Source organism: Pseudolactococcus piscium (assembly GCF_002441695.1).
GTDB lineage: Bacteria > Bacillota > Bacilli > Lactobacillales > Streptococcaceae > Pseudolactococcus > Pseudolactococcus piscium.
Map to the genome: position 1 here is coordinate 51,135 of NZ_JXJW01000008.1, position 25,157 is coordinate 76,291.

Annotated in this window: 21 protein-coding genes; all 21 read right to left on the minus strand. The window is 40.2% G+C overall.

From position 1 onward, the window contains the following. Nucleotides 1-91: 91 nt before the first annotated feature. Nucleotides 92-787, minus strand: a complete 696-nt coding sequence (locus RU86_RS05040; protein ID WP_096814342.1) for an LrgB family protein — start codon at nt 785-787, stop codon at nt 92-94. Further along, entirely contained in the window at nt 784-1,146 is a 363-nt protein-coding gene (locus tag RU86_RS05045; RefSeq protein WP_096814343.1) for a CidA/LrgA family protein, read from the minus strand. The genes RU86_RS05040 and RU86_RS05045 overlap by 4 nt, the downstream gene beginning before the upstream one ends. A gap of 107 nt (nt 1,147-1,253) precedes the next feature. After that, nucleotides 1,254-2,495 carry a CapA family protein gene (locus tag RU86_RS05050; protein WP_179296209.1) on the minus strand — a complete coding sequence of 414 codons (1,242 nt, stop codon included), beginning with the start codon at nt 2,493-2,495 and terminating at the stop codon, nt 1,254-1,256. Nucleotides 2,496-2,625: 130 nt separating this feature from the next. Then, nucleotides 2,626-3,858 (minus strand): NADP-dependent isocitrate dehydrogenase, encoded by a 1,233-nt coding sequence (gene icd, locus RU86_RS05055; protein ID WP_096814345.1) that lies wholly within the window; start codon nt 3,856-3,858, stop codon nt 2,626-2,628. Beyond that, on the minus strand, nt 3,851-6,448 hold the full coding sequence (acnA, locus tag RU86_RS05060) for an aconitate hydratase AcnA (RefSeq protein WP_425435896.1): 2,598 nt from the start codon (nt 6,446-6,448) through the stop codon (nt 3,851-3,853). The genes icd and acnA overlap by 8 nt, the downstream gene beginning before the upstream one ends. A 2-nt stretch (nt 6,449-6,450) precedes the next feature. After that, the gene (locus RU86_RS05065) at nt 6,451-7,776 is read right to left on the minus strand and encodes a citrate/2-methylcitrate synthase (protein ID WP_096814347.1); all 1,326 of its coding nucleotides are present in this window, start codon (nt 7,774-7,776) and stop codon (nt 6,451-6,453) included. Nucleotides 7,777-7,946: 170 nt separating this feature from the next. Continuing rightward, nucleotides 7,947-8,852 (minus strand): DNA-binding protein WhiA, encoded by a 906-nt coding sequence (gene whiA / locus RU86_RS05070; RefSeq protein WP_096814348.1) that lies wholly within the window; start codon nt 8,850-8,852, stop codon nt 7,947-7,949. After that, complete coding sequence (locus RU86_RS05075) at nt 8,849-9,826, minus strand: YvcK family protein (RefSeq protein WP_096814349.1); 978 nt, start codon at nt 9,824-9,826, stop codon at nt 8,849-8,851. Before RU86_RS05075 ends, whiA begins: the two co-directional genes overlap by 4 nt. Further along, nucleotides 9,823-10,719 carry an RNase adapter RapZ gene (gene rapZ / locus RU86_RS05080; RefSeq protein WP_179296210.1) on the minus strand — a complete coding sequence of 299 codons (897 nt, stop codon included), beginning with the start codon at nt 10,717-10,719 and terminating at the stop codon, nt 9,823-9,825. Before rapZ ends, RU86_RS05075 begins: the two co-directional genes overlap by 4 nt. After that, entirely contained in the window at nt 10,703-11,323 is a 621-nt protein-coding gene (locus RU86_RS05085) for a TIGR01906 family membrane protein (RefSeq protein ID WP_096814351.1), read from the minus strand. The genes rapZ and RU86_RS05085 overlap by 17 nt, the downstream gene beginning before the upstream one ends. A gap of 12 nt (nt 11,324-11,335) precedes the next feature. Next, complete coding sequence (locus RU86_RS12025) at nt 11,336-12,100, minus strand: TIGR01457 family HAD-type hydrolase (RefSeq protein ID WP_179296207.1); 765 nt, start codon at nt 12,098-12,100, stop codon at nt 11,336-11,338. Next, nucleotides 12,101-12,829, minus strand: a complete 729-nt coding sequence (locus RU86_RS12030; RefSeq protein ID WP_179296208.1) for an acyl-ACP thioesterase domain-containing protein — start codon at nt 12,827-12,829, stop codon at nt 12,101-12,103. It abuts the gene before it with no gap. Between the two features lie 48 nt (nt 12,830-12,877). Beyond that, the gene (locus RU86_RS05095; RefSeq protein WP_096814352.1) at nt 12,878-13,687 is read right to left on the minus strand and encodes a glycoside hydrolase family 25 protein; all 810 of its coding nucleotides are present in this window, start codon (nt 13,685-13,687) and stop codon (nt 12,878-12,880) included. Between the two features lie 28 nt (nt 13,688-13,715). Then, nucleotides 13,716-14,855, minus strand: a complete 1,140-nt coding sequence (hemW, locus tag RU86_RS05100; RefSeq protein WP_096814353.1) for a radical SAM family heme chaperone HemW — start codon at nt 14,853-14,855, stop codon at nt 13,716-13,718. A gap of 206 nt (nt 14,856-15,061) precedes the next feature. Then, entirely contained in the window at nt 15,062-15,958 is an 897-nt protein-coding gene (locus tag RU86_RS05105; protein WP_096814354.1) for a bifunctional riboflavin kinase/FAD synthetase, read from the minus strand. After that, nucleotides 15,955-16,851: a tRNA pseudouridine(55) synthase TruB gene (gene truB, locus RU86_RS05110; protein WP_096814355.1), complete on the minus strand. Its 897-nt coding sequence runs from the start codon at nt 16,849-16,851 to the stop codon at nt 15,955-15,957. Before truB ends, RU86_RS05105 begins: the two co-directional genes overlap by 4 nt. Beyond that, nucleotides 16,841-18,232, minus strand: a complete 1,392-nt coding sequence (locus RU86_RS05115) for a DUF2130 domain-containing protein (protein WP_096814356.1) — start codon at nt 18,230-18,232, stop codon at nt 16,841-16,843. The genes truB and RU86_RS05115 overlap by 11 nt, the downstream gene beginning before the upstream one ends. 27 nt (nt 18,233-18,259) lie before the next feature. Beyond that, a complete protein-coding gene (gene pcrA, locus RU86_RS05120; RefSeq protein WP_096814357.1) occupies nt 18,260-20,533 on the minus strand; it encodes a DNA helicase PcrA in 2,274 nt (757 codons plus the stop codon). 216 nt (nt 20,534-20,749) lie between these two features. Further along, a complete protein-coding gene (locus RU86_RS05125; RefSeq protein ID WP_096814358.1) occupies nt 20,750-21,493 on the minus strand; it encodes a class A sortase in 744 nt (247 codons plus the stop codon). 14 nt (nt 21,494-21,507) lie between these two features. After that, entirely contained in the window at nt 21,508-22,572 is a 1,065-nt protein-coding gene (locus tag RU86_RS05130) for an FAD:protein FMN transferase (RefSeq protein ID WP_425435899.1), read from the minus strand. Then, nucleotides 22,568-25,057, minus strand: a complete 2,490-nt coding sequence (gene gyrA, locus RU86_RS05135) for a DNA gyrase subunit A (RefSeq protein ID WP_096814360.1) — start codon at nt 25,055-25,057, stop codon at nt 22,568-22,570. Before gyrA ends, RU86_RS05130 begins: the two co-directional genes overlap by 5 nt. Nucleotides 25,058-25,157 lie beyond the last annotated feature (100 nt).

Consider the following 25,157-nt stretch of genomic DNA (forward strand, 5'->3'; position numbering starts at 1 on the left):
AAACACATTCATATTTTTATAATAAAAAGCAGTGTTAAACGCTTAACACTGCGGGTTAATGCCCTAATAATGAGCCACTATTTCGATACACTTATTTTAAGATAATTGCTGCAATAATCGGACTAACGATGACATAAACAATACCTGTCACACCAATCGACAAACCAGCCATTGCCCCTTCTATTTGGCCCAGTTGCATGGCTGCTCCTGTCCCAATCGCATGACCCGTTCCACCTAAAGCAACACCTTTGGCGACACGATCTTTGATCCCAAATAGATCCAGTAAGACTGGACCAACAACCGAACTAATGATCCCGGTGAGCACCACAACAACTAAGGTAATGGTTGCCATACCCCCCATTTTACTGGTGATACCTACGGCCATTGCTGTGGTGACTGATTTTGGAAATAGACTGATGGCTAGAAAATAATTCATGCCAAATAGTTTGGCTAGCACGGCTGTTAGTGCCGTGTTAACGATTGCACCTATAATCACGCCTGACAAAATACTGCGTACATGAAACTTCATCAACTTGAATGCTTGAAATAGGGGAATACCCAATGCAACAGTAGACGGAATAATCAGGGTATTGAGATACGACCCACCAACATAATAAGCTTTATAGGAAATGCCTGTTAATTTGAGAAAGACAATCACCATGATAACGGCTACTAATAAAGGGTTAGTTGCTGGATTTGTCCACTTACGATGGATTTGAGCTGCAATAAAGTAGGCAAAAATTGATACAGTCAGGCCAAAGAGCGGATTAGAAAAGACATCTTTCATTTTTTATAATCTCCCTCAAAATGTTGCTTGATAAACTGTGTCACAAACCCAATTACAGCAAAATTGACAACAATAGCAAGTAAGGTGATCACGATAATTTGCCACCAATAGGTTGAAATCGCATCCCAATGGCTCATGATCCCAACACCAGCTGGTAAGAATAAGATCGTCATATTCTCGATCATAAATTGGCCTGCATCATAAATTTGTCGCAATCTAATCAGTTTAAACTTCAATGCTAAAAATAATAAAACCATCCCAATAATTGAGCCTGGCACTGGCAAGTTCAAGCCAGTCGATAAAAATTCTCCTACTATAGAAAATAAGAGAATATACATAAATTGAAAATAAATTTTCATTTAATTTCTGCAACCTTTCTAATCTTTAAGTTTATTATAACCCTTTTTTCTGAAAATTACAGGAAAAAAGATACCTTTTGACGTCAAAAAATATCTTTTTTCTAGGGTTAAAATTTAATATCAAGTAAGCTTATCATCTCATGATAGGCCGTCTCAATCCGTTCTTGTTTTGCTTTGGGCACCTTGTCAGCATATTTACCGCCTGGTAGATAATCCTCAGCTAGATAAACCTGATAATCATAGGCTGGATAGCCCAGAAAGGTCCGATCAATCGGTTCTCTAGATACCCAGGTTGGATGTGCTTTAACAGCCGTTAATTGCGTTTTATTGGCTTCTTTTGTGACCTGAACTTCCATAATCACACCGCGTTCAGTCCAATAATTTTCAAGTGTTTCATATCTTTGATTAGATAGGAGGTTGCCCATCGAGTAGATGATAAATTTCTTCTCACCATCTTTTTCGATTGTTTCAGTTGGTTCAGCCACATGCGGGTGGCCTCCGAAAATAATATCTGCACCAAAGTCAATCATTTTATGATAAGTCGAGACTTGTTCAGGTGTGGCTTCCAGACTATATTCGACACCAGATTGTGGCATAATAACTGTCACATCAGCCAATTGCTTAGCTGCTTTGATTTTCTTTTCCACTTTAGTCATGTTGAGGTCATTGAGATATTTATCGTAATCTGATTGGCTAATACTGGCTTCAATCCCATTAAAGCCATAGCTAAATCCCAAAATTGCGATTTTTATACCATTGACTTCTTTTACTAAAATTTTATCGTCAGGCACATTGACACCAAAGGTATCGAGGCCAGCTTTTTGAAAGGCATTGGCTGTATACTTTAGTCCACTGATACCCGTATCAAGTATATGGTTATGTGCTAAGTCTAAGGCATCATAGCCTGCATTCTTGATAGACGATATGACAGCTTCTGGTGCATTAAAAATAGGATAGCCAGCCAGGGGCATATCAGGATTGATCGTCCCTTCAAAATCACCTAAAGCTAAATCTGCTGATTTAATGAGTGGCGTGATTTGCTCATAGTCATTTGAAAAATCATATGTCTGCCCATCAAAGGCACTACCATAGACGATATCATGATAAAGCATATCACCACTCGCCATTATCGTAGCAGTCGACTTTGCTTTGCCACCTTTAGTCGCCTTAGCTGTTTTCGTCTTAGTGGACTTGCTACTGCTTACTTGCTTATCTGATGATGTTGCACTACCATGTCCAAATGGATTTCTCAGTTGGCCAGTCACAAATAATATGACTAATAAGCTAGATAGCACGCCGATGATAATAGCTATTTTTTTTCTAAAATCTTGCTGTTGCTGTCGTCTGATTTTTTTTCTATTGAATTGCCTTGACATGATACTCCTTTGTAGATGCTGTCTCAGCCAAACACCTATCAGTAGTCTAGCTATCACAGTATAATTGGCAGGTAGAGACACGCTGTCTCTACCTCATCCTGATTTAAAAATTAGCGATAATCGCAGCTGTAAAGTCAGCTGTTGTTAGCGTACCACCTAAATCGCGTGTCGTTTGACCTTGCGCAATCGTCTTAGCTAAGGCTGCTCTTACAAGGTTTGCTGCCTCTAGCCAGCCAATGAACTCAAGCATCATCACACTTGATAGAATCAAACTAGACGGATTAGCCAGACCTAAGCCTGCAATATCTGGCGCAGTACCATGTGTGGCTTCAAAGATGGCATGCCCTGTTAAAAAGTTGATATTAGCTCCCGGTGAGATACCGATCCCCCCAACTTGTGCTGCAAGGGCATCAGAAATATAGTCGCCATTTAAATTAAGGGTTGCAACAACTTGATAGGCTGAAGGATTAATCAAAATTTGCTGCAAAAAATTATCAGCAATGGCATCATCCACATAAATTTTACCAGCAGCTAAAGCTGTAGCTTTGGCTGCTAACGCAGCATCTAGACCTGATTCAGATTTTAGCTTGTTAAAGGCATTCACCGTAAAAGTAGGATACTCATCTGCAACTTCATAGCCCCATTTTTTAAAGCCACCTTCGGTAAACTTCATGATATTCCCTTTATGAACGAGGGTCACACGGTTAATCCCATGCGCAATCGCATGCTCAAATGCCGCACGTACCAAGCGTTTAGACCCATCTGGTGAAACTGGTTTAATACCGATAGCCGATGTTTGCTCAAAGCGAATGTTATCAATACCAAAATCTGTCTTAAGTAACTTAATTAAGCGCTTGGCATCAGGACTCTCGCTTTCAAACTCAATACCGGCATAGATATCTTCTGTGTTCTCGCGAAAAATCGTCATCTCAACGTTTTCAGGGTGTTTGACAGGAGATGTAACACCTGTAAAATAGGTAATCGGTCGCACATTTGCAAAGAGATCAAACTGTTGTCGTAGGGTAACATTTAAGCTTCGAAATCCTTCACCAATCGGTGTCATCAAGGGGCCTTTAATGGCGACAAGATTTTCGGTCAAAGCAGTTACGGTTTCTTGAGGTAGATAATCCCCTTGCGCTGCATAAGCTTTTTCGCCAGCAGCAAGTTCCTGCCAAGAGATGGCTTTCTCACTACCATAGGCTTTAGCGACTGCAGTATCGACGACTTTTATCATGGCAGGTGATATATCAATCCCGACGCCATCTCCCGTAATATAAGGGATATCAGGATCATTTGGGACCTGTAACCTGCCGTTTATCATCTCTATTTTAGCCATTTGTCACCTTTTTTCTAATTACCATTTGTAGAATCCCACCATTTTCATAATAGCCTAGATCAGCTTGTGAATCGAAACGTAGAGTAACTTGGAATTGCTTATCATCTGCATGAACTGTAATCAATTGACCAATTTCAGGTTGTTCTGGAAAATCAAAGCTGTAGGTCTCAAATCCAGTTAAGCCGAGGATATCTGCACTTTCCCCTGCTAAAAATTGTAGGGGAATCAAGCCCATCATGGCAAGATTACTGCGATGAATCCGTTCAAAACTTTCTGCAATAACGACTTTAACGCCTAAGAGATTTGTCCCTTTAGCTGCCCAGTCACGAGATGATCCCATGCCGTAGTCTTTACCCGCTAAGACAACCAAAGAGGTCCCATCTGCTTTGTAGCGCATGGCTGCATCATAAATCGGTAAGGTCTCTTCCTTATACTTGGTTACGCCACCTTCAATACCTGGCGTTAACAAATTCTTGATCCGAATATTAGCAAATGTCCCTCTGGTCATCACTTTATCATTACCTCGGCGACTACCGTATGAGTTGAAATCTCGTGGTGCAACACCAGCTTGATCTAGGAACTCACCCGCGGGAGATTTCATGGCAATATTACCAGCAGGGCTGATATGGTCTGTCGTGACCGAATCACCAAATTTTGCAAGAACACGCATGTTTGTCAAAGGCCGATGTGAGACGTCTTCTGATAAGCTCAAGCCCTCAAAATAAGGGGGATTTGCGACATAAGTTGAGTTTTCATCCCACGGATAGGTTTGAGATTTCGATGACTTAATGTCATTCCAAGCATCATTTGCATCAAAAATATGGGCATAGTAGGTTTCATAAAGCTCACGTGTGACATACTGATCTACTTCTGCCTTAACCGTATCATAATCAGGCATGATATCTGTTAGATAAACAGGCTGACCTGCTTGATCAAGACCAAGTGGCTCAAGCGTCAAATCTTTTTTGATATTACCCGCAATCGCATAGGCAACAACTAATGGTGGACTTGCTAGATAGTTAGCTTTCACAAGGGGATGAATTCGCCCTTCAAAGTTACGGTTCCCTGACAGGACAGATGTCACCAGCAAATCTTGATCCGTGATAGATTCTGATACTTGATCATCTAGTGGTCCTGAGTTACCGATACAGGTCGTACAGCCATAGCCAACGACATCAAACCCAAGTTTTGCTAAGGGGTCAATCAAGCCAGCTTTCTCTAAATATGCTGTCACAACTTTTGAGCCTGGCGCTAGAGATGTTTTAACCGTTTTTGGCACTGTAAGGCCTTTTGCTACAGCATTTTTAGCAAGTAGACCTGCCATCATCATGACATAAGGATTACTAGTATTAGTACATGAGGTAATGGCAGCTATGGCGATATCCCCTTCTTGTACTAAAGCATCTGGGCTTGGTTTAACTGCTGCTAAACTTTTAGAAAAGTGCTCAAATTCTGATGCCATTTTTCCTAGCGGAATTAAATCTTGAGGTCGTTTTGGACCCGACAAATAGGTCTCAATCTTGGCCAAATCGACTTCAATGACTTGATTATAAGTCGCTTCTTTTGTTGCATCATAAAAGAGGTGATTTGCCTTGGCATAAGTCTCCACTAAGGAGATAAGCTCAGCATCACGGTTAGTGTTGGTCAGGTAGTTCAGTGTTTCGTCATCAATTGGGAAATAACCACAGGTTGCGCCATACTCTGGTGCCATATTGGCCACAGTAGCACGGTCTGCAAGCGTTAAACTTGCAAGGCCTGGGCCAAAATATTCGACAAATTTACCAACGACATCTTGATCACGCAAGATTTTTGTCATCGTTAAGGCCAGATCAGTTGCCGTGGCCAATGGGTTTAACTTACCGACAAAACGCACTCCGATGACTTCAGGCATGGGGAAGTAAGAGGCTTCACCAAGTATAGCAGCTTCTGCTTCAATCCCACCAACACCCCAACCAAGGACACCTAGACCATTGATCATCGTCGTATGGCTATCTGTCCCGAACACTGTATCCGGTAGTAACACCTGATCTTTCGTATTCACAACATCTGATAGGTACTCAATATTGACTTGGTGAATGATGCCAGTAGCTGGTGGCACAACTCGGAAATTTTCAAAGGATTCCGTTGCCCATTTGAGAAACTCATAGCGTTCACCATTCCGTTCAAACTCACGTTTGGCATTTAATAGAAGAGCTTGTTCAGACCCCGAAAAGTCAACTTGTAAAGAGTGGTCAATGACCAAGTCAACCGATACTTCTGGATTAATCAACTCAGGATTGCCACCTAATTGCTTAACTGAATCCCGCATTGCTGCTAAATCAACAACTGCAGGTACACCCGTAAAGTCCTGTAAGATAACACGACTAGGCTTAAACGGAATTTCACCTGTATCCGTTTTACTGCCATCAAAGCTATTTAGCATCTCAAGATGCTCTGTCGTAAAATTGACACCATCTAGATTGCGTATGACCCCTTCTGCCAAAATACGCAGCGCATAAGGCAGCCTGTCGATATGATGTACAGCAGATGCGATATCAAAATAAGTGTAAGCAAGGCCGTTAACGGTTAATGGTTTCTCATATTTTCTCAATTTTATAGCTCCCTATCTTCTATTTTGGTATAGGCTTTTGTGGTTAAGACGCTTTCATATGCTGGTCGAATAATCTTATTCATATTTAGCATTTCTTCCATGCGATGTGCACTCCAGCCAACGATTCTTGCAATTGCAAAAAGTGGTGTATAAAGTTCCTCAGGTAAGCCTAACATCTGATAGACAAAGCCACTATAGAAATCGACATTAGCAGATACCCCCTTATAGATATTACGCTCTTGCGCAATCGCTTGAGGTGCTAAGCGCTCGATTTTCTTGTAAAACTGATAGGCATCATGTAAGCCCTTTTCTTCAGCAAGTTCTTTGACATAAGATTTGAGCACTTCAGCACGGGGATCAGAAAGCGAATAGATGGCATGACCCATACCATAGATCAACCCTTTTTTGTCAAAGGCATCTTTATTCAAAATTTTACATAGGTAGTCAAAAATCGCATCTTCGTCCGTATGATCTGGTACATTTTTCCAGATATCATCTAACATCTTAGCCACTTTAATATTTGCACCACCATGTTTTGAGCCTTTAAGACTTGACAATGATGCAACAACTGAAGCATAGGTATCAGTGCCAGAACTCGTCACAACGTGGGTCGTGAAGGTGGAATTATTCCCCCCACCATGCTCCATATGCAAAATCAGGGCTAGGTCCAACACTTTTGCTTCCGTGTCAGTAAACTGCTTATCTGGTCGTAAGAGTCTTAAAATATTTTCTGCAGTGGTTAGATTTTTATCTGGATAATGAATGTAAAGGCTTTCATCTTTTTCTATATGATTATAGGCCTGGTAAGCATATATAGCTAACAAAGGGAAATTAGCAATCAAACTAAGTGATTGATCTAAGACATTTTCCAAGGTCATCTCATTAACCTTTTCATCAAAAGTCGCTAATGATAAAATACTGCGACTCATCGAATTCATGACATCATTTGAGGTTGCTTTCAAAATAATGTCGCGAACAAATTCAGGCGGTAAGTGTCGTTTGTCGACTAATTTTAGATTAAACTCAGCTAATTCTGAGGCAGTAGGTAATTCGCCAAACAATAGCAAATAGGTGATTTCCTCAAAACCAAAGCGGTTTTCTGCCTTAAGATGTTCCGAAATCGCTTTGATATTGATCGCGCGATATTCCAAAATACCTGGCATCGGATCACCCGCTTCATCAAAGGAATGAATAGCAGAAATATTAGTTAATCCTGCTAAAACACCCTTACCATTCACATCACGTAGCCCTTTTTTGACATCATACTGCTCATAAAATGCCAAGGGAATAATCGAGTTCTTTTGTATCTTAGTGATATAGTTATCCATAGCCGTAGCAACCCTCCGAAAGAATCTTCTGAAAATTTAGTTAATAACTCATTATAAGGTATTTTAGTCATATTTACAAGTTTTTGTATTGACGATGTGAAAAGATGTTACATCAGAATTAAGCTCATGCTAGCTTATATTTGCCTTTTTTATACAAAAAAACAACTTCTTTAGTCTAATTGACGAAGTTGTTCAGCTAATTCTTTTATTTTGCGTAGGCGATGGTTAACACCCGATTTACCGAGAGGTGGGACTAATAGTTGACCTAGTTCAACGATCGTGGCATCTGGATTAGCCATTCTGGCAACAGCGATTTCTCTTAAATTATCCGGTAATTTATCCATGCTTTTAAGGAATTTGATGGCTTCAATAACAGTCTGCGCAGCATTAACCGTTTTTCCAATATTTGCTGCTTCAAAATTAGTTTGTCGGTTGGCAGTATTGCGCATTTCTCTCACTATTTTTGCATCTTCTATCTTAAATCTGGCCGCATTTGCACCAATCAGACTCAGGAAGTCGATAATCATCTCAGAATTAGCTAAATAAGTGACTGATCTGGATTTTCTGTTGATCACCTTGCTAGTAATGCCAAAGTTTTCCAGTAAAAATTGTAGATCAGCCGCATGCTCTTCATAATACGAGGCAATTTCCAAATGATACTTGCCTTTTTCAGGATTTGTGACGCTACCACTACTAAGAAAAGCGCCACGCAAATAGCCAACTGCCATTTTTTCATCAAATTTGACTGAATCTGGTATACCATGATCCAATAGCAAACTATCAGCTAATTCAAATCTATCTAAAATATCGGCTACATTGTCTTTGATGACAATCGTATACACACGGTTTTTAGATAGCGTTGTTTTTTGATGCGTTTTTATTTCTGATTTAATCTCATATTTAGCCAATAATGTAGCGTAAATAAAGCGTGCAGTTGTTGCATTTTCAGTCGTAATGGCCAAAGTCAAGCCACCTGATATCCCCAAAACACCGTTCATTCTCAGTAGGGCGATTAAGACACCATCCGAAACGGTTAATTGGGTCAACTCTTTTTTAACGTCAGAAGAAAAACTCATAGCAGGCGTCTCTCACTAATGCGCATGATTTCCTGGGCTACTGCATCCCCATTATGGAAGGCACCACCATCAACTAATTTCAGAAAATCATTGGAGATGATGCGAATATTTTCTGCTTGTAGTCCTGTAAAGTCATGTCTGACTTGCACTAGATACTCATCAAACTTATTTGTGTTCATATAAGTATCTGGTACTTGTGCCACATTTACCAAAACAGTATCAATAAATTGCGTGCCAACATGATTATGTAAGACATTAACATGATCCGCATCCGTAAAGTTTTCCGTTTCACCACGTTGGGTCATGATGTTACAAACATAAACCACCTGAGCAGTTGTCTGATTCAAGGCTTCTCGTATTTCTGGAATGACAACATTTGGTAAGATAGAGGTAAAAAGACTGCCAGGTCCCATGACAATCGTATCCGCAGCCATGATTTCAGCGACAACATGACGTGAGGCAGTTGGCGTTTCCTGATTATTTGTATTGGTCACATAAACATGATCAATCTTACCAGGATAGTCTGCAATATGACTTTCTCCAATCACCTCTTTTTTGTCCTGAAAGACAGCATGGAGGGTTAAGGCTGCTTCACTAGAGGGTAAAATCCTGCCTTGAACATGAAAGAACTTAGCCAAAATTTGAATGGCATTATAGGTAGAACCTTGCATCTCTGACACACCTGCAATCACTAAGTTACCAATCGGATGACCACTGAGCGGGCCATCATCAGCCTTAAAGCGATACTGAAAGATTTGCTCATAAAGGCGTGGCATGTCACTCATGGCAACTAGGACATTGCGTAAATCACCTGGCGGGGCAATATCAAGAGCCCCTCTTAACTCACCAGAACTGCCACCGTCGTCAGCAACTGTCACGATTGCTGTCAGATCGACATCTTCCTTTCTCAATGCGTTCAAAATGACAGGAATACCCGTTCCGCCACCTATCACGACTATTTTTTTCTTTCTCATGACCGATTGACCGTTTCTTTCCGTCTATCTTTATCACGGTGATTGGTATTGACTAACCACTTACCAGATGTTAACTCTTCCGAGATGCGTTTTGCAAATGCTACACTTCTATGCTGACCACCCGTACAGCCGATGGCAATAACCAATACTGACTTACCTTCTTTTTCATAGCCTGGAATGATTGGGTTTAGCATCCGCATTAAATTCGTGTAGAAGGCTTCAGACTCAGGTGCATCCATGACATAATTATAGACTGCCTCTTCAAGTCCTGTCTGATTGCGTAGCTCAGGAATATAATGTGGGTTTGGTAAAAAACGGACATCAAACACAAGGTCAGCATCCAAAGGCAGGCCATACTTGAAACCAAAACTCATGACTTCTATTCTGAAAGGCGCTTTCGTATTCTCCGTCGCAAACTGTTGTGAAATTTGTGAGCGTAGATTTCTAGGTGTTAATTCAGTCGTGTCAATCACATTTTGAGAAAATGACTTTAAAGGAGACAAAAGTTCGCGTTCCCGCAATATCCCATCCAAAACCCGACCATCTTCTGCAAGCGGATGACTACGACGCGTCTCTTTATAGCGTGCAACCAACTCTTCATCAGAGCTATCTAGATATAACAATCTAAAGTCTACATCAGGATTATCAGATAAATCATTGACGATATCGCTTAGTGCATCAAAAAAACTACGACTTCGCATATCAACAACCATGGCGACTTTATCAATGTCCCCTTTTTCAGACGTCGTTAACAGGCTGACAAATTTTTCGATCAGATTGGCAGGCATATTATCAACTGTGAAATAGCCCATATCTTCAAAAGATTGGATGGCGACCGTTTTCCCAGCGCCACTCATCCCAGTGATAATGACTAAATTAATTTTTTGCATGATAGATCCTCCGTTTAGCTTTAACTAATAGCATAGACCAGAATAGCAGATAGATGAGCCCAAATAGGATAAAGCAGGCCATGAAATAGGATTCTGGTAAGATGTTGATGACTGGATCCGTAGCTGGATCAAAGAGCCAATTTGCGTTTCTAAATAACAGTTTATGAAAGGTAATGAAGATGGTATCAAATCCACCAAATAAGCTGATGACCGCCACAAATAGGGGTAGCATGAGACACAGTTTAAGTTCTTGATAAACCTGGATATACTGTCTATTTTTGATGAATAGGACTGTCGGTATGGCAAGGATAATCGTAGCAAGCATGGCAAAAATGAACAAATTTTTGACATCCGCAAAATGACTCAAACCTTCAGAAGAGCTTTTAAAATCAGGCATGTTTAATGCGTGATTAAATGGGTTGAGCAAATAAGCCATCAAGGTATTAAAATTATAGATAATCGTTTTTTGACTCAGATAGCTCAATTCAGTTAGCTTAAGTGGGTTGAGCAAGCTATAAAATAAGGGGATTGCAGCAAAAATCGTCACCGTCGCACTTGCAGCAATCGACCATAAAAAAACCAATAAAAAGTGGAGTTTAACTTTCATCTCTTACCAACCTCACAGTTGCCAGTCATCTAAAGACGCAATAACATGGGTTGGCGCAATCGGCAATCCTGCCACTTCTTCAGGCTTAGTAAAGCCAGTTGTAACCAGTAAACTAGCGATATCGTTATCAATACCTGCACGTATATCTGTTAGGTAATTGTCGCCAACCATGACTAGATCACGTCGTGATATGCCAATCCGCTCAACCGCTTTGTTCATAATAATTGCATTTGGTTTACCGATAAAAATGGGTTTAATCCGTGTTGCAGTCTCTAATAATTTATTAATACTCCCTGCACCTGGCAAAAGACCACGTTCGGTAGGGATATTTAAATCAGGATTGGTCCCGATAAACATGGCCCCATTTGCGATAGCAAGTGTTGCGATGGTCAATTTTTCATAAGTTAGATCATTATCTAAGCCGACAACAACATAAGCAGGATTTTCAGTCTCTCTTTTATAGCTCCCATAGATGGCAGATTTAAGACCTGATTCACCAATCACATAGGCAGTATCTCCTTTGGCCATATCATTCATATAATCCAGCGTGGCTAAAGTTGCTGTATAAATTGTTTCCTCAGTTGTGGTAATCGCAAACTTTTCTTTTAAGCGTGCCTGTACCTGGGCAGGTGTTTTCGTTGTATTATTTGTGACAAAGAGGTGGGGGATTTTTTTATCTTGCAGGCGTTTCACAAATCTGGTGCCCGCTGGTATTTTTTTTTCCCCCATATAAATCGTCCCGTCAAGATCAATCAGATAGCCTTTATAGTGTGTCATTTATTTTTCTCTCCACGTAATTTCAGCTTGTGCATGGTTGCTTGCTGTTTTAATCTCATGATGTGATGTTTTATCACGCATATCTACGCGAGATAAAACATCAACCCCATACATGACTTCTTTGATGTATTTCAAATAGATTTTTTCAGGGACATGACCACTTAAGAAATCAAAGCCTAATGGATCAATCATCCAGTCAAAATACTTACTGTTATTGACATGCCCGTTTTGATCAATATCGTTAAATCTGACATGAAAGTCGCGTTCAATCATTGTATCTGCGTTTAACTCGCCAAACTTATGACCCCGAACCATTTTTGATACTTTTTCAGTTTGATATGGTGCAACAATTGCTTCCTCCACATGGACAACCTTACGATGACTAATATCAAGTAAGACAAATGTCGATGAAATCGTTAATAATTTCTCCCCATTCTCTGCATAAAAGACAAAATCACGATAACAGAAAAATTTATTATAACTTGTAGCAAATGTCTCGATTGTTATCGTCTCATTAAATCTGGGGAGTCGCGCAATATCAATCGCATACTCGACAACAACCCATGTATAGTCATAGGTTTCTTTTAACCAGATATCACTAACACCTAAGCTGAGAGATTGTTCGCCTGAGAGTTGCAAGGCGACGTTGAAAATGCTTGGTAGTTTCATGTTACCATTTGCATCACTTTCATAGTAAGGGACATTATATTTTTTCTTGTAAGTTAACATACCTTCATTTTACCAAAAAAACGCCCTGAATTGGCGTTTTAATATCGGCTATTTCATTAACCTGCCGTTATTGAAAATTTTATTGTATTCAGCTAAGGTGCTGACACGATTGAAGTCTAAGTCTCCTGCAAAGCCATTTAAACGACCACGACTTGTGTATTGGTGCAGATCATAATTGATGGTTGTCACTGGTGAGGTGTCCCAATAGCCCGTGTCGCCACCATAGTGAGCTAACCAAGTACTATCATAAGGACTCACATCAATGTTATTTGCTGTCACAAACCAATCCTGGGTATAAATCCCTATATTTTTAGCACCGCGCTTGACTAATTGCTTTCTAAACGCTTCGATACCTTGATTAAATCCCGTCTTCATCGTCACTTCTTCAACATCAAGCCACCAAAACGTCGGCTTGTACTTAGCAGCACGTTCATAAAATTTGTCAGCTTCTTGGCGCATTTCATCATCAGACTTCCCATTAACATAAGCATAGACCGCTACAGGGACATTACGTTTCTGAAATTCTGTGATGTGTGAGGCCATGGCCTTATCTTGCCCATTTTTATAGGCAGCATTGTTGGTCTTTTTCATGCTGATCCCATGCTGGACCCGCACAATAACACCATTTACTTGACCTGCAAGTTGATCATAATCTATATCAACTGGTAATTGCCAGCCTGAAATATCAATAATTGGTCTTGTGATATCAACACCATGATCGAGGCTAACTTTTTTGATAGGTGGTTTGATAACTTCTTTTTTGGTTTTTGTAATATTTAAGCTGACAAACAGCAGTATAAAACCAGCTAGAAAAAAGAGTGTTATCAAAATCCCTAATGATTTTAAACGCTTCCTCATTATATTCATTAATTAATTATAACAAAAATTAGGCGAGGTCGTCTAGTAAAAACGCCTCAAAGACATCATTACCCAGCATCAACCCTTGACGCGTCATAAAAATTGTCTCTTCATTTCTAGATAAAAGGTGTTTCTCGATTAACTTTGCGACTGTCTCGCCATAAATTGCATCAAAATCTTGATTAAATTTTCGGTTAAAGGCAACAGTATTCACACCAGATTTCTTTCTTAACCCTAAAAAAAGTTCCTCTTCCATCTGCTCTTTAATCGTTAATGCCTCTTGAACAGCTCGTTTATCATCATTTTCTAGATAATGATGTATCGGCACGTGATTTTTATAACGTATACCTGAAACATAGCCACTGGCACCTGCACCAAAACCATAGTATTCAGCATTGTCCCAATACATGAGATTATGAGCACTCTCAAACCCCTTTTTACCAAAGTTTGAAATCTCATAATGATCATAACCAGCAGTTTCTAAACTGTCAATGATATAGTTATACATCTCAAAATCTGAGTCATCACTTGGTAGATCTAGTTTGCCACGTCGCATCTTATTCATAAAAATTGTATGATTTTCCAGAATAAGTGAATATAGGGCAACGTGTGGCAAATCAAGACTGAGTAATGTCGCAACATCTTTTTTGACATCAGCCATGGTCTGCCCTGGAAGCGCATAGATTAAATCAATCGTGATATTATCAAACCCTGCTGCCTTAAGCTTAGCAATATTATCGAAAACATCTTGGGCTGTATGACTCCGACCAATTTTTTTAAGAAGTTTATCATTAAATGTCTGTACACCTAAAGAAACGCGATTAACGTGATGTTTTTTAAGGACTGCTATCTTGTCATCACTCAAATCTCCAGGATTCGCTTCAACAGTAAACTCTTTTAACTGGTTTAAGTCTAAGTGACGTGTGATACCTGATAGGAGTGTATCCAATTGTCTAGCTGTTAAAGCCGTCGGTGTGCCCCCACCTATATAGATCGTCTTAAGCGCCGCTATATCTTGCGCATCAAACTCAGCTAAAAGGGTTGTCAAATAGGCATCGACAGGTTGATTTTGAATATAAACTTTTGCAAAATCACAGTAGTAACAAATCTGTGTGCAAAATGGAATATGGATATAGGCCGATGTCGGCTTTTTGTCATTATTTTTCAATTTTTTTCTCAAATTCTACTTGATTGTGTCCGATTTATCTCATGTGCAAGGTTTAAAAAGGTGTGTCAGTGATCAGAGAGGATAGGCCTGAAAATAGGAAAACCGCCATCTAAAAAAGAGACGGAATAGCTCATATTATCATCGGTCTTAAGCACACCTATTCTGCTAACTTATCCTAGCTCCTAAAGACCTAACATCGCACACATTTAGAAATCACGAGCTATTTTCTCATCATCATCCATTTGGGTGATGAGTGCATCAACACTATCAAATTTAATCATCCCGCGAATAAATTTTAGGAAGTAAACTGTGACAGTCTCACCATAAATTTCATCATGAAAATCAAAAATGTTAACTTCTAGTGTCTTATTTTTCCCACCAAAGGTATCATTGTAGCCGATAGATGCCATCCCTCGATACTGTTTGTCGCCAACTGCTATATCAACAACATAGACGCCAATTAAGGGCAGATATTGCATACTCTTTGATTCGATGTTTGCTGTTGGATAGCCAATCGTGCGCCCACGTGCTTCACCATGTACGACCAAACCGCTGATTTCATAGTTGTAGCCTAGTAGGCGATTAGCAAGCGAGACATCGCCATCGATAATCGCCTGTCTAATCCGACTAGATGAAATTTTCTCTCCCATATCAGTCAATTCACTTACTTGATAAGCATCATATTCTGATAGCTGGGCAAGACTACCATGATCAGATCCAAATTGATAATCAAAGCCAATCACGACAGCTGATATGGCTAACTTTTTGAGATACTTTTCTATAAAATCATGGCTCGTTAACTTAGCAAAGTGGCTAGTAAAGTCTGTAAAATAGAGAAAATCTACCCCATTTTCTTCAAAAAGCTGGTTTCTTTTTTCTTTTGAGGTTAACTGTTTTAACAAATTCTCATTGAATTTTTCAAATACCAGGATTGGACTTTCAGGGAAGGTAAGTACAGAGATCGTTGCTTTCTTCTCTTCAGCTAACTCACGTGCCCTATCAAATAAGGTTTGATGACCACGATGTAAGCCATCAAAATACCCCAAAACGAGAATTGTTGGTGCACTATCTACGTTTTGTGCGTTAAATTCAAATACTTTCATATCATCACTTTCTTAGGTTTATAAAGCTCGCCATCCCGTTTTTGCAAGATCGCGATCAACCGATCTTCTTGAAACCCTGCAACAATATCAGCATCCGATGTCAATGTCACAAATCTACCAAAGCTAATTTCTTTAACTTGTTCTGCAGTAAGTAGCACTTTTTCTAAATCAGATACACCATACTCAATCGGTAAAAATGCTTCTGATAAGCGATCTTCTGCTTTCAGCTGCTCGATTTCTGACAGCTTGAAGGCATCTGCTATGTTTAAGCCTGCTGATGCAGTCCGTTGCAAATAAGACATATGGCTTGCATAGCCAAGTTTAGCCCCTAAATCAACGGCTAGCGTTCTCACATAAGTGCCTTTGCTGCAAACCACTCTAAAGTTAAATCTAAGGAGTTGCTTATCTTGATCAAACTCTAGATCAGACGTTCTGACAAATTCTGTCAGCGTAACCTGTCTTTCTGGTCTTTCGACTGTCTCACCAGCACGGGCATATTCATAGAGTTTACGGCCATTCACTTTGACTGCCGAATACATGGGTGGTATTTGTGTGATCTCACCGACAAATCCAGCCATAGCAAGATCAATATCAGCTTCACTAGGTACCTGTGTCACAGGCGTACGCTCGACCACCTCACCACTGGCATCTTCTGTCTCAGTAGAAAAGCCTAGTGTGACTTGACCTTCATATACTTTTCCAGCTTCTGTCATGAATTCGACAACACGTGTACCCTTTCCGACAGCAATCGGTAAGACGCCTGTCACATCCGGATCTAGTGTCCCACCATGACCAATTTTCTTAGTCTGCAATATTTTTCGTAGCTTAAAGACAACGTCATGACTGGTCATGCCCGCTTCTTTATATATCGCTAAAATACCATTATATGTCATCTATTTTTCTTTTCTCAGAGTTTAAATTGGCAAATTTTTCTGCCATCGTTGGATTCTTCTTGGTTAATTTTTTGACGGATACATCTTCTAGTTTATTATTGGCTAAACGCAGTTGATTCTCACTTGTTAGGAGCGCTTTTTTCACTTCTTCCATCCGCTTGATAGACTTATCAATCTCATCGATTGCCTTAGCGAAATTCTTACTGGCAGATGTATAGTTCTTTGCAAAACCTGTTTTGAATAGATCAAGATCATCTTCAAAGGTCGTGATATCGATATTTTGTTCGCGAATTAAGGCAATTTCTTGCTTATAAGCGAGTGAATTCATGGCCGCATTACGTAACAAGCCGATTAATTGGATAAAGAAATTTGGCCGTACCACATACATTTTAGCATAGTCATGCGAAACATCTACAATGCCAGTATTGAAATAATCATTATCAGCCTCAAGCATGGTCACTAAAACAGCATATTCACATGTCTTTTCACGCCTATCTTTGTCTAATTCTTTATAAAAATCGCGATTTTTATGTTTGGTTGCGGTCTCATCACCTTCGTTTTTCATCTCAAACATGATCGAGATAATCTCGTTACCAAAGTCATCCATTTCACGATAAACAAAGTCACCCTTGCTACCTGTTCTGGCATCGTTATCTTTTTCAAAATAGGCATTAGGGAACATGGTCGCCCGCACTTTGTTAAACTCATTTTCAGCAAAGTTCTCTAAGCTTTCACCAATCGCCTTAGTTGACTGTTGGGCCTTGAAATTTTTATAAAAGGCAACTTCATCATTTTTAGCTTTTAGCAGTATCTCATATTCATTTTTAACTGAATTTTGTTTGAGCGCTTGTTCTTTTTCTGCAAGTAGCAATTGATTTTGAACCGCATCACGTTCTTTGGCAACCTCAGTTAAGGCTTTTTCACTATCAGATATTGTCTGTTGTAAGGCTAACTCATTTTGAGCGGCAAGTTGGGCAAGCTGGGCCTTTAAGTCAGAAAGTTCATGCTGTAAGGCTGCTTTGGTTTGTTCCTCAACTAGTTTGATCTCAACAGTCTTAGCTTGTTCTAAACTATCACGTGCTTGCTGTGCCTTTTCAAGTTCAGTTTTTAAACCTAGTAACTCAGTTTGGCTACTTGCCTTTGTCTGTTCTTCAACTAATTTTAGCTCGGTGACTTTCGAGACTTCTAGCGTTTTTAACTGGTGTTCTAACTCAGCCAATTTTGCCTCTGATTGGACTGCCATCATGGCTTTTTCTTTTTCGAGTTGGGCATGAATTTCCTGCTCAAACTCTTGCGTTCTGACTTGTGCTAAAATATCTGAAAATCCTGATTCATCAACTGTAAACACTTCCCCACAATGCGGGCATTTGATTTGATTCATGAGTTCTCCTATTTGGGTCTGAAAGGCCTATTTTTCAAGCTTAGTAATCGGTGCCATTTGTGCCAACAACCGCTTTAAGCCAACTTCTGGAAAGGCGATTTTCAGCTCCATATTTGACCCTGTTCCTGATACATCGAGGACCGTACCATCACCCCATTTTTTATGTTGGGCGATGTCACCAATCCCCCAATCAGCTACTACCTTCGGTGTTTGACCTATAGCCTGCTTGACTGATGAGGTCGCAGATTTCCTGCCTTTGATAGCATCCGAAAGACTAACGCCTGACCCAAACTGAGATTTACCGATACTAGACTTATAGGTCGCGTTAAAGCTCGTATTTGCTTTTCTGGCTTGACCTGTGTAGGTTAACAAGCTATCGTCTATCTCGCGTAAAAATCGTGATGGTTGATTATAGCTTGTCCGACCGAAAAGCATCCGAGTGCTAGCATTTGTTAAGTAGAGAACAGCTTCTGCTCTCGTAATCCCAACATAGGCTAGGCGGCGTTCTTCTTCGAGTTCATCCTCGTCTTCTGCCTGACGGCTAAGTGGAAAGACGCCTTCTTCCATACCAACCAAGAAGACGACTGGGAATTCTAGTCCCTTTGCCGCATGTAGCGTCATCAGAGTCACCTGAGCGGTTTCCTCATAGCTATCTGTATCCGCAACCAGGCTCAGATCGTTTAGGAAACGACTGAGTTTATCAAGACCCGTCTCATCTTCAGCAGGTGCCTCAGACTCTTTTTTATCAAAGTTTTGTGTGACTGTCAAGAATTCTTCGATATTTTCCAAGCGGTTTTGCGCTTCTAAACTCGTTGTTTGCACAGCTAAAGCCTGACGATAGCCCGTTTTATCTAGTACTGCTGCTACTAATTCAGTGATCGTAAACTGATCGACATCATCTGCTAAATTCAGCAAGACATGCGCTAAGTTAAACAGCTCTGATGCTGCTTTCCCTTTTAGTTGACTTAAGGTCACATCACGGGATGCGTCAAGTAAAGAACTATTTTGTTGCGTCGCAAAATCCCGAAGCGTCTCAAGGGCTTTTGGTCCAACACCACGTTTTGGTTCATTGACAATTCGCTCAAAAGAGATATTATCACGACTATTTGCAATCACATTAAGGTAGGCGACAACATCTCGAATTTCTTTACGTGAATAGAACTTAGTCCCACCAACCATGGTATAAGGGATATTAGACTTCAGTAGCGCTTCTTCAATCGCCCGTGATTGGGCATTTGTCCGATATAGAACGGCAAAATCAGCATAGCTGCGATCATGTTGGTCTTGTTCATAATTAATTTGACCCGCTACAAAATTGGCTTCTTCTCGCTCATCACCTGACCGATTATAGACTATCATCTCGCCATCAGCATTCTGAGTCCAAAGTTCTTTAGGTCGTCTATTTTTGTTATGATTGATGACCTCGTTTGCTGCTTGCAGTATCGTCTTAGTTGAGCGATAATTCTCTTCTAATAACACAACCTTAGCTTGCGGATAATCTTTTTCAAAGTCTAAAATATTTTGCATATCAGCACCACGCCAGCCATAGATGGACTGGTCCGCATCGCCTACCACACATAGATTTTTAAAGCGTTTAGCAAGTAACTGCACCATCTGATATTGGGCATGGTTGGTATCCTGGTACTCATCGACATGAATATACTGAAACTTCCCTTGATAGTAAGCCAGCACATCTGGATTTTTATCGAATAACAAAATCGTATTCATGATCAAATCATCGAAATCCATCGATTCACTACGCTTTAATTCCGTTTCATAACGCTTATAGGCTTTTGCGACAATATTTGTATAGAGGTCATCAGCATTTTTCTCATAAATTTCAGCTGTGACTAGCTCATTTTTACTATTTGAAATCGTCCCTAAAATCGTACGCTCAGTAAACTGTTTAGGATCCACATTTAGCTCTTTTAGAATACGTTTCATTAAAGTCCGTTGCTCACCAGGATCAACAATCGTAAAATTTCGATTGTAGCCGATATGGTCAGCATCTCTTCTCAGAATTCGGACACACATACTATGAAAGGTTGCAATGAGTGAATCTTGCGCACGGGGATTCAAATTAATTGCACGTTCACGCATTTCACGAGCTGCTTTGTTTGTAAAGGTTATCGCTAAAATATTCCAAGGATTAACTTCTTTTTCTTCAATCAGATAAGCAATTCTGTGTGTTAAGACACGCGTTTTACCAGACCCTGCGCCAGCCATAATCAATAATGGCCCTTCTGTCGCCTCAACCGCCTCTGCTTGTCTAGCGTTCATACCTTGTAATAATGGATTCATTTTACTCTCTTTCCCTGTTTGACTATCTTCTTAATTATAGCATAAAAGCAGGCGTAAGTTGGCGCATTAAGCTAGTAAAAAACAGCTGTAAACTAAGCTAGTGATAGCCTAAAATCAGCTTGCTTTAAGCTATCAAACTCAGAATATTAGCCTTTAAGTCACCACAAAAAAACAATGTATCTTTTTGATACACTGCTTTCATGATTATCCCTTTATTTAGAAGTTTGAGAACTGATTGTAACGTGATTCAAATGCTTTTTTGACCTGACTTTCAGCCTGATCCTCTGGAAATGATTTCAGGTAGTCTGCAAAGACAATAATCCGATTAACTGCCTCTAAATCGTCACAGGTCACCAAGGTCAACTCTTTGACCCCTGGATGATCATCAATGACTTCCACATGATCCGGTGACATCACTTTTTTATCTCTAATTTGATACTGATAAACAGTATCTTTATCCGTCAGATAAATCATCATGCCCTTTTCAGCACGTTCAAGTGGTGTGAAAAGCAGGTTTGGTGCACCGGTTACACCAGATACATGATGGCTTGCCAAAGTATAGTTAGCTTGACCCATGACCTGATTTTCCTTCATCGTACCAGCACCATACATCAATTCACTGTTGCCAACACCACGAAATATTGGCAAATTGATGCCTAAATCGGGCACTGCAATACCACCAATAACAGGGAGTTTCTGATTTTTCCATTGGCTTTTCATCACGTCTTCAAATGAAATCGGATTGACTTTAGCGAAATCAAAATCACCAACACCTTTTTGGTTATTTTGCTTAATCGTCTTTTTAGAGACTTTGGTAATTTGGTATTGGTTACTTTGGTAGGCCAACATCATATTTCTAAGGCCTTTATTGAAGATCAAACCTAATCCAATAAGTAAAAGTAGCACCAAAAAGAGATTCACAAGTAGTCGTCTGATTTTCTTCACATTGTTACCTTTCATCTAGTTGATTATGCCTATTTTAAATCAGAAAGGTTACCCAGTTTGTAGTGGGAGCTCTTATCTAACTCAAATCGATTAGCCAAATTTTTTGTGACATAGACCTTATTATCTTTATCAACAAAAATCGCTTCTATGCCTTTAGTCTTCTCAACAAATTCAAGTCCTTTTTTAGTGCCAAGCCCAAAAATTGTTGTCGATAAAGCATCCCCATCGACACCTTTTTTGCTGACCACTGTCACACTTTGGATATCATTTTCAAAAGGGTAGCCAGTTTTAGGATCTAGAATATGCGGATAAATTTTACCATCCACTTTTAAGAATCGCTCATAAATGCCCGATGTGGCCACAGACTCATTTTCAGCATCTAATAAACCTACTTGATCTGATACTTCTTTATTGGGATCTTTAATGCCAATCGTCCAAGGGATATTATCTCCACGATGAGAGTTGCCTATCAAAACTAAACTTGATGAGCCTAAATCAACAATCGCCGTTGTCACACCATGATCTTTTAAATAATCTGCCATCCGGTCTGACACATAGCCTTTGGTAATCGCACCTAAGTCAAGCTTTGCCCCTTTATGCGTTAGGTAGACCGTTTGTTTTTTATCGTCAAAGGTCATCGCTTTATAAGAAACTAGAGGTATGGCACGGTCAATCTCTTCTTGACTGGGTTTTCTAGCATCATCAAAGCCGATATGCCAGAGACTTGTTAGGGCACCAATCAGCATATCAAAGCCATTTTCCTTCTCAGAATAGCTATAGGCTGACTTTAATAAGGCATAAACCTTTTTGCTTACTTTGACGGGTTTAATCCCTGCATGGTCATTTACAGCGTCTAGTTCACTACCAGATTGGTTGACTGTTGTCTTTTTATCATAGTCTTTAGCGATGTCTAATGCAGCAGCAATATCTTTTTCATGCCCTTTATCGTATGATGTGATCTTAATGTAAGTCCCCATCGTAAAGACTTCCTTGACATAAGGTTTTGACCTTAAATCCCGTTTAGGACTACCACAAGACATCAAGATTAGACTGATACCAAAAAGCAAGGCAGCTAGTCTTAGTTTTTTATTAATCTGCTTCACTAGCCACTTCCTCAGAACCAGTTTCAGTCTGATCAGCTGCTGTAAGCTCAACTTCTGATGCGACTAAAGCAAAGGTAACAAGTTTAGCATCCTCGTCTAGACGCATAACTTTAACCCCTTGGGCACTACGGCCAGTTTGTGAAATGTTATCAACATTAGTCCGTATGACGACGCCGGTATCAGTAATCAGCATTAGGTCCTCAGAGCCATTAACTGTGACAAGACCAGCTAATTTACCAGTCCGTTCTGTCACGTTCATGACCTTGATTCCTTTACCACCACGACCTTTAGTCGGATATTGGTCAGCACTTGTCCGTTTACCTAGACCGTTTTCACTTACAACTAATACTTCCTGGCTATCATTGATTGTGCTCGACCCAACAACAAAGTCACCCTCACGGAGGTTAACCCCTTTAACACCGGTTGCTGTACGACCCATATCACGTAGGATGTTTTCTTTGAATCTGACAGAATAGCCATTATGCGTCCCAATGATCAGCTCTTCTTGTCCTGTTGTCATCAAGACATTGACGAGTTCATCATCGTCACGTAAGTTTAAGGCAATCAGACCATTTGTTCGGATATTTGCAAAATGGTCAGCATTTGTCCGTTTGACAATACCACGTAAGGTAGTAAAGAGTAAGAAGCGTTCTTGCTCTGAACGTTCAACGTTAATTACCGTTTGAATCGTCTCGTTTTCGTCTAACTTAAGTAGATTAACGATCGGTAAGCCCTTAGCCTGACGACCGTATTCTGGTATTTCGTAGGCTTTCATGCGGTAAACACGGCCTTTATTGGTAAAGAAGAGGAGATGATCATGTGTGGATGTTGACACAAGATGTTTGATGAAATCTTCATCTGATACACCTGAGCCTTGAACACCACGACCGCCACGATTCTGCGCACGGAATTCATCTTGGTTTAGACGTTTGATATAGCCTTTATTTGATAAAGTAATCAAAACATCTTCTTCTTCGATCAAGTCTTCATCTTCAACACTGAGGACTTCACCAACAAGTAGCTCTGTGCGACGTTTATCTGCAAACTTACGTTTGATTTCGTCCATCTCTTCTTTGATGATCGTTATAATACGTTCTGGATTTGCTAAAATATCGATCAGATCAGCAATCAAAGCTAACAATTCATCGTATTCTTTTTGAATCTTATCACGTTCCAAGCCTGTCAAACGACGTAATCTCATATCGAGAATGGCTTGAGATTGGCGATCAGATAAGTCAAATCGTGCAATCAATTCAGCTTGCGCAATCGCATCAGTTTTCGAGCCACGGATAATTTTGATAATCTCATCGATATTATCTGCATGTAAGGCGATAAGTAAGCCTTCTAAAATGTGCGCACGCGCTTCAGCTTTTTCTTTATCAAACTGTGTCCGACGTGTAATCACTTCTTTTTGATGGGCGATATAATGCGTTAAAATTTCTTTAACTGACAGAATTTTTGGCGCACCATCGACGATTGCTAGCATGTTAAAGCTAAAGTTTGTTTGGACACTTGTTAATTTATAAAGATTGTTTAAAATCACATTTGCTGATGCATCGCGTCTCACTTCGATGATAAAGCGTACGCCATCGCGGTTTGACTCATCACGGACCGATGTGATACCCTCAATCCGTTTTTCTTGTGCCAATCGCACGATATGCTCATGCAATTTAGCCTTATTCACCATATAAGGAAACTCAGATATAACGATACGTTCTTTACCAGACTTAGTGATTTCAATCTCTGATTTTGAACGCAAGGTAATACTACCTTTACCCGTTTCATAGGCACGGTGAATCCCGCTGCGTCCCATGACTAAAGCGCCAGTTGGGAAATCTGGACCAGGTAATACTTCCATGATATCACGCGTCGTAACATCAGGATTATCCATGATCAGCTTGACAGCATCGATCGTCTCACCTAAATTATGCGGTGGGATATTTGTCGCCATCCCGACTGCAATACCCGTCGTCCCATTCACTAAAAGATTGGGAAAACGCGCAGGTAAAACAACAGGCTCACGCTCTGTACCATCATAGTTATCTGCAAAATCAACTGTTTTTTTGTTAATATCGCGCAACATCTCTAGCGCAATCTTACTCATCCGTGCTTCGGTATACCGCATGGCAGCGGCACCGTCGCCGTCCATGGAACCAAAGTTACCATGACCATCAACAAGCATATGGCGATAGCTCCACCATTGGGCCATGCGAACCATCGATTCATAAATCGCTGAGTCACCATGTGGATGGTATTTACCCATAACGTCACCGGTGATACGAGCAGATTTCTTATGCGCTTTATCAGGTGTCACACCTAGCTCATTCATGCCATAAAGAATCCGACGATGGACAGGTTTTAACCCATCACGAACGTCTGGTAAGGCACGGGCAACGATGACGCTCATGGCATAATCGATAAAACTCGTTTTCATCTCACTGGCTAGATTAACACTAACCAAATTTTTGTCTTGCATTGATTTACAGCCTTTCAAATACGAATCATGTATTGTTTCAATTATACCAAAAAAACTAGGAAAATCCTAGTTTCTATAGTGGCTGTACGACGGACACCTA

Coding starts and splice junctions, on each gene's coding strand:
- RU86_RS05065 (WP_096814347.1), bottom strand. CDS start 7,776: ATGGATAACTATATCACTAAGATACAAAAGAACTCGATTATTCCCTTG.
- RU86_RS05085 (WP_096814351.1), bottom strand. CDS start 11,323: ATGAAAGTTAAACTCCACTTTTTATTGGTTTTTTTATGGTCGATTGCT.
- whiA (WP_096814348.1), bottom strand. CDS start 8,852: ATGAGTTTTTCTTCTGACGTTAAAAAAGAGTTGACCCAATTAACCGTT.
- RU86_RS05125 (WP_096814358.1), bottom strand. CDS start 21,493: ATGAAAGGTAACAATGTGAAGAAAATCAGACGACTACTTGTGAATCTC.
- RU86_RS05095 (WP_096814352.1), bottom strand. CDS start 13,687: ATGAGGAAGCGTTTAAAATCATTAGGGATTTTGATAACACTCTTTTTT.
- truB (WP_096814355.1), bottom strand. CDS start 16,851: ATGACATATAATGGTATTTTAGCGATATATAAAGAAGCGGGCATGACC.
- RU86_RS05040 (WP_096814342.1), bottom strand. CDS start 787: ATGAAAGATGTCTTTTCTAATCCGCTCTTTGGCCTGACTGTATCAATT.
- RU86_RS05105 (WP_096814354.1), bottom strand. CDS start 15,958: ATGAAAGTATTTGAATTTAACGCACAAAACGTAGATAGTGCACCAACA.
- RU86_RS05115 (WP_096814356.1), bottom strand. CDS start 18,232: ATGAATCAAATCAAATGCCCGCATTGTGGGGAAGTGTTTACAGTTGAT.
- RU86_RS05045 (WP_096814343.1), bottom strand. CDS start 1,146: ATGAAAATTTATTTTCAATTTATGTATATTCTCTTATTTTCTATAGTA.
- pcrA (WP_096814357.1), bottom strand. CDS start 20,533: ATGAATCCATTATTACAAGGTATGAACGCTAGACAAGCAGAGGCGGTT.
- RU86_RS12030 (WP_179296208.1), bottom strand. CDS start 12,829: ATGTTAACTTACAAGAAAAAATATAATGTCCCTTACTATGAAAGTGAT.
- RU86_RS05075 (WP_096814349.1), bottom strand. CDS start 9,826: ATGAGAAAGAAAAAAATAGTCGTGATAGGTGGCGGAACGGGTATTCCT.
- gyrA (WP_096814360.1), bottom strand. CDS start 25,057: ATGCAAGACAAAAATTTGGTTAGTGTTAATCTAGCCAGTGAGATGAAA.
- RU86_RS12025 (WP_179296207.1), bottom strand. CDS start 12,100: ATGACACACTATAAAGGCTATCTGATTGATCTTGACGGGACGATTTAT.
- icd (WP_096814345.1), bottom strand. CDS start 3,858: ATGGCTAAAATAGAGATGATAAACGGCAGGTTACAGGTCCCAAATGAT.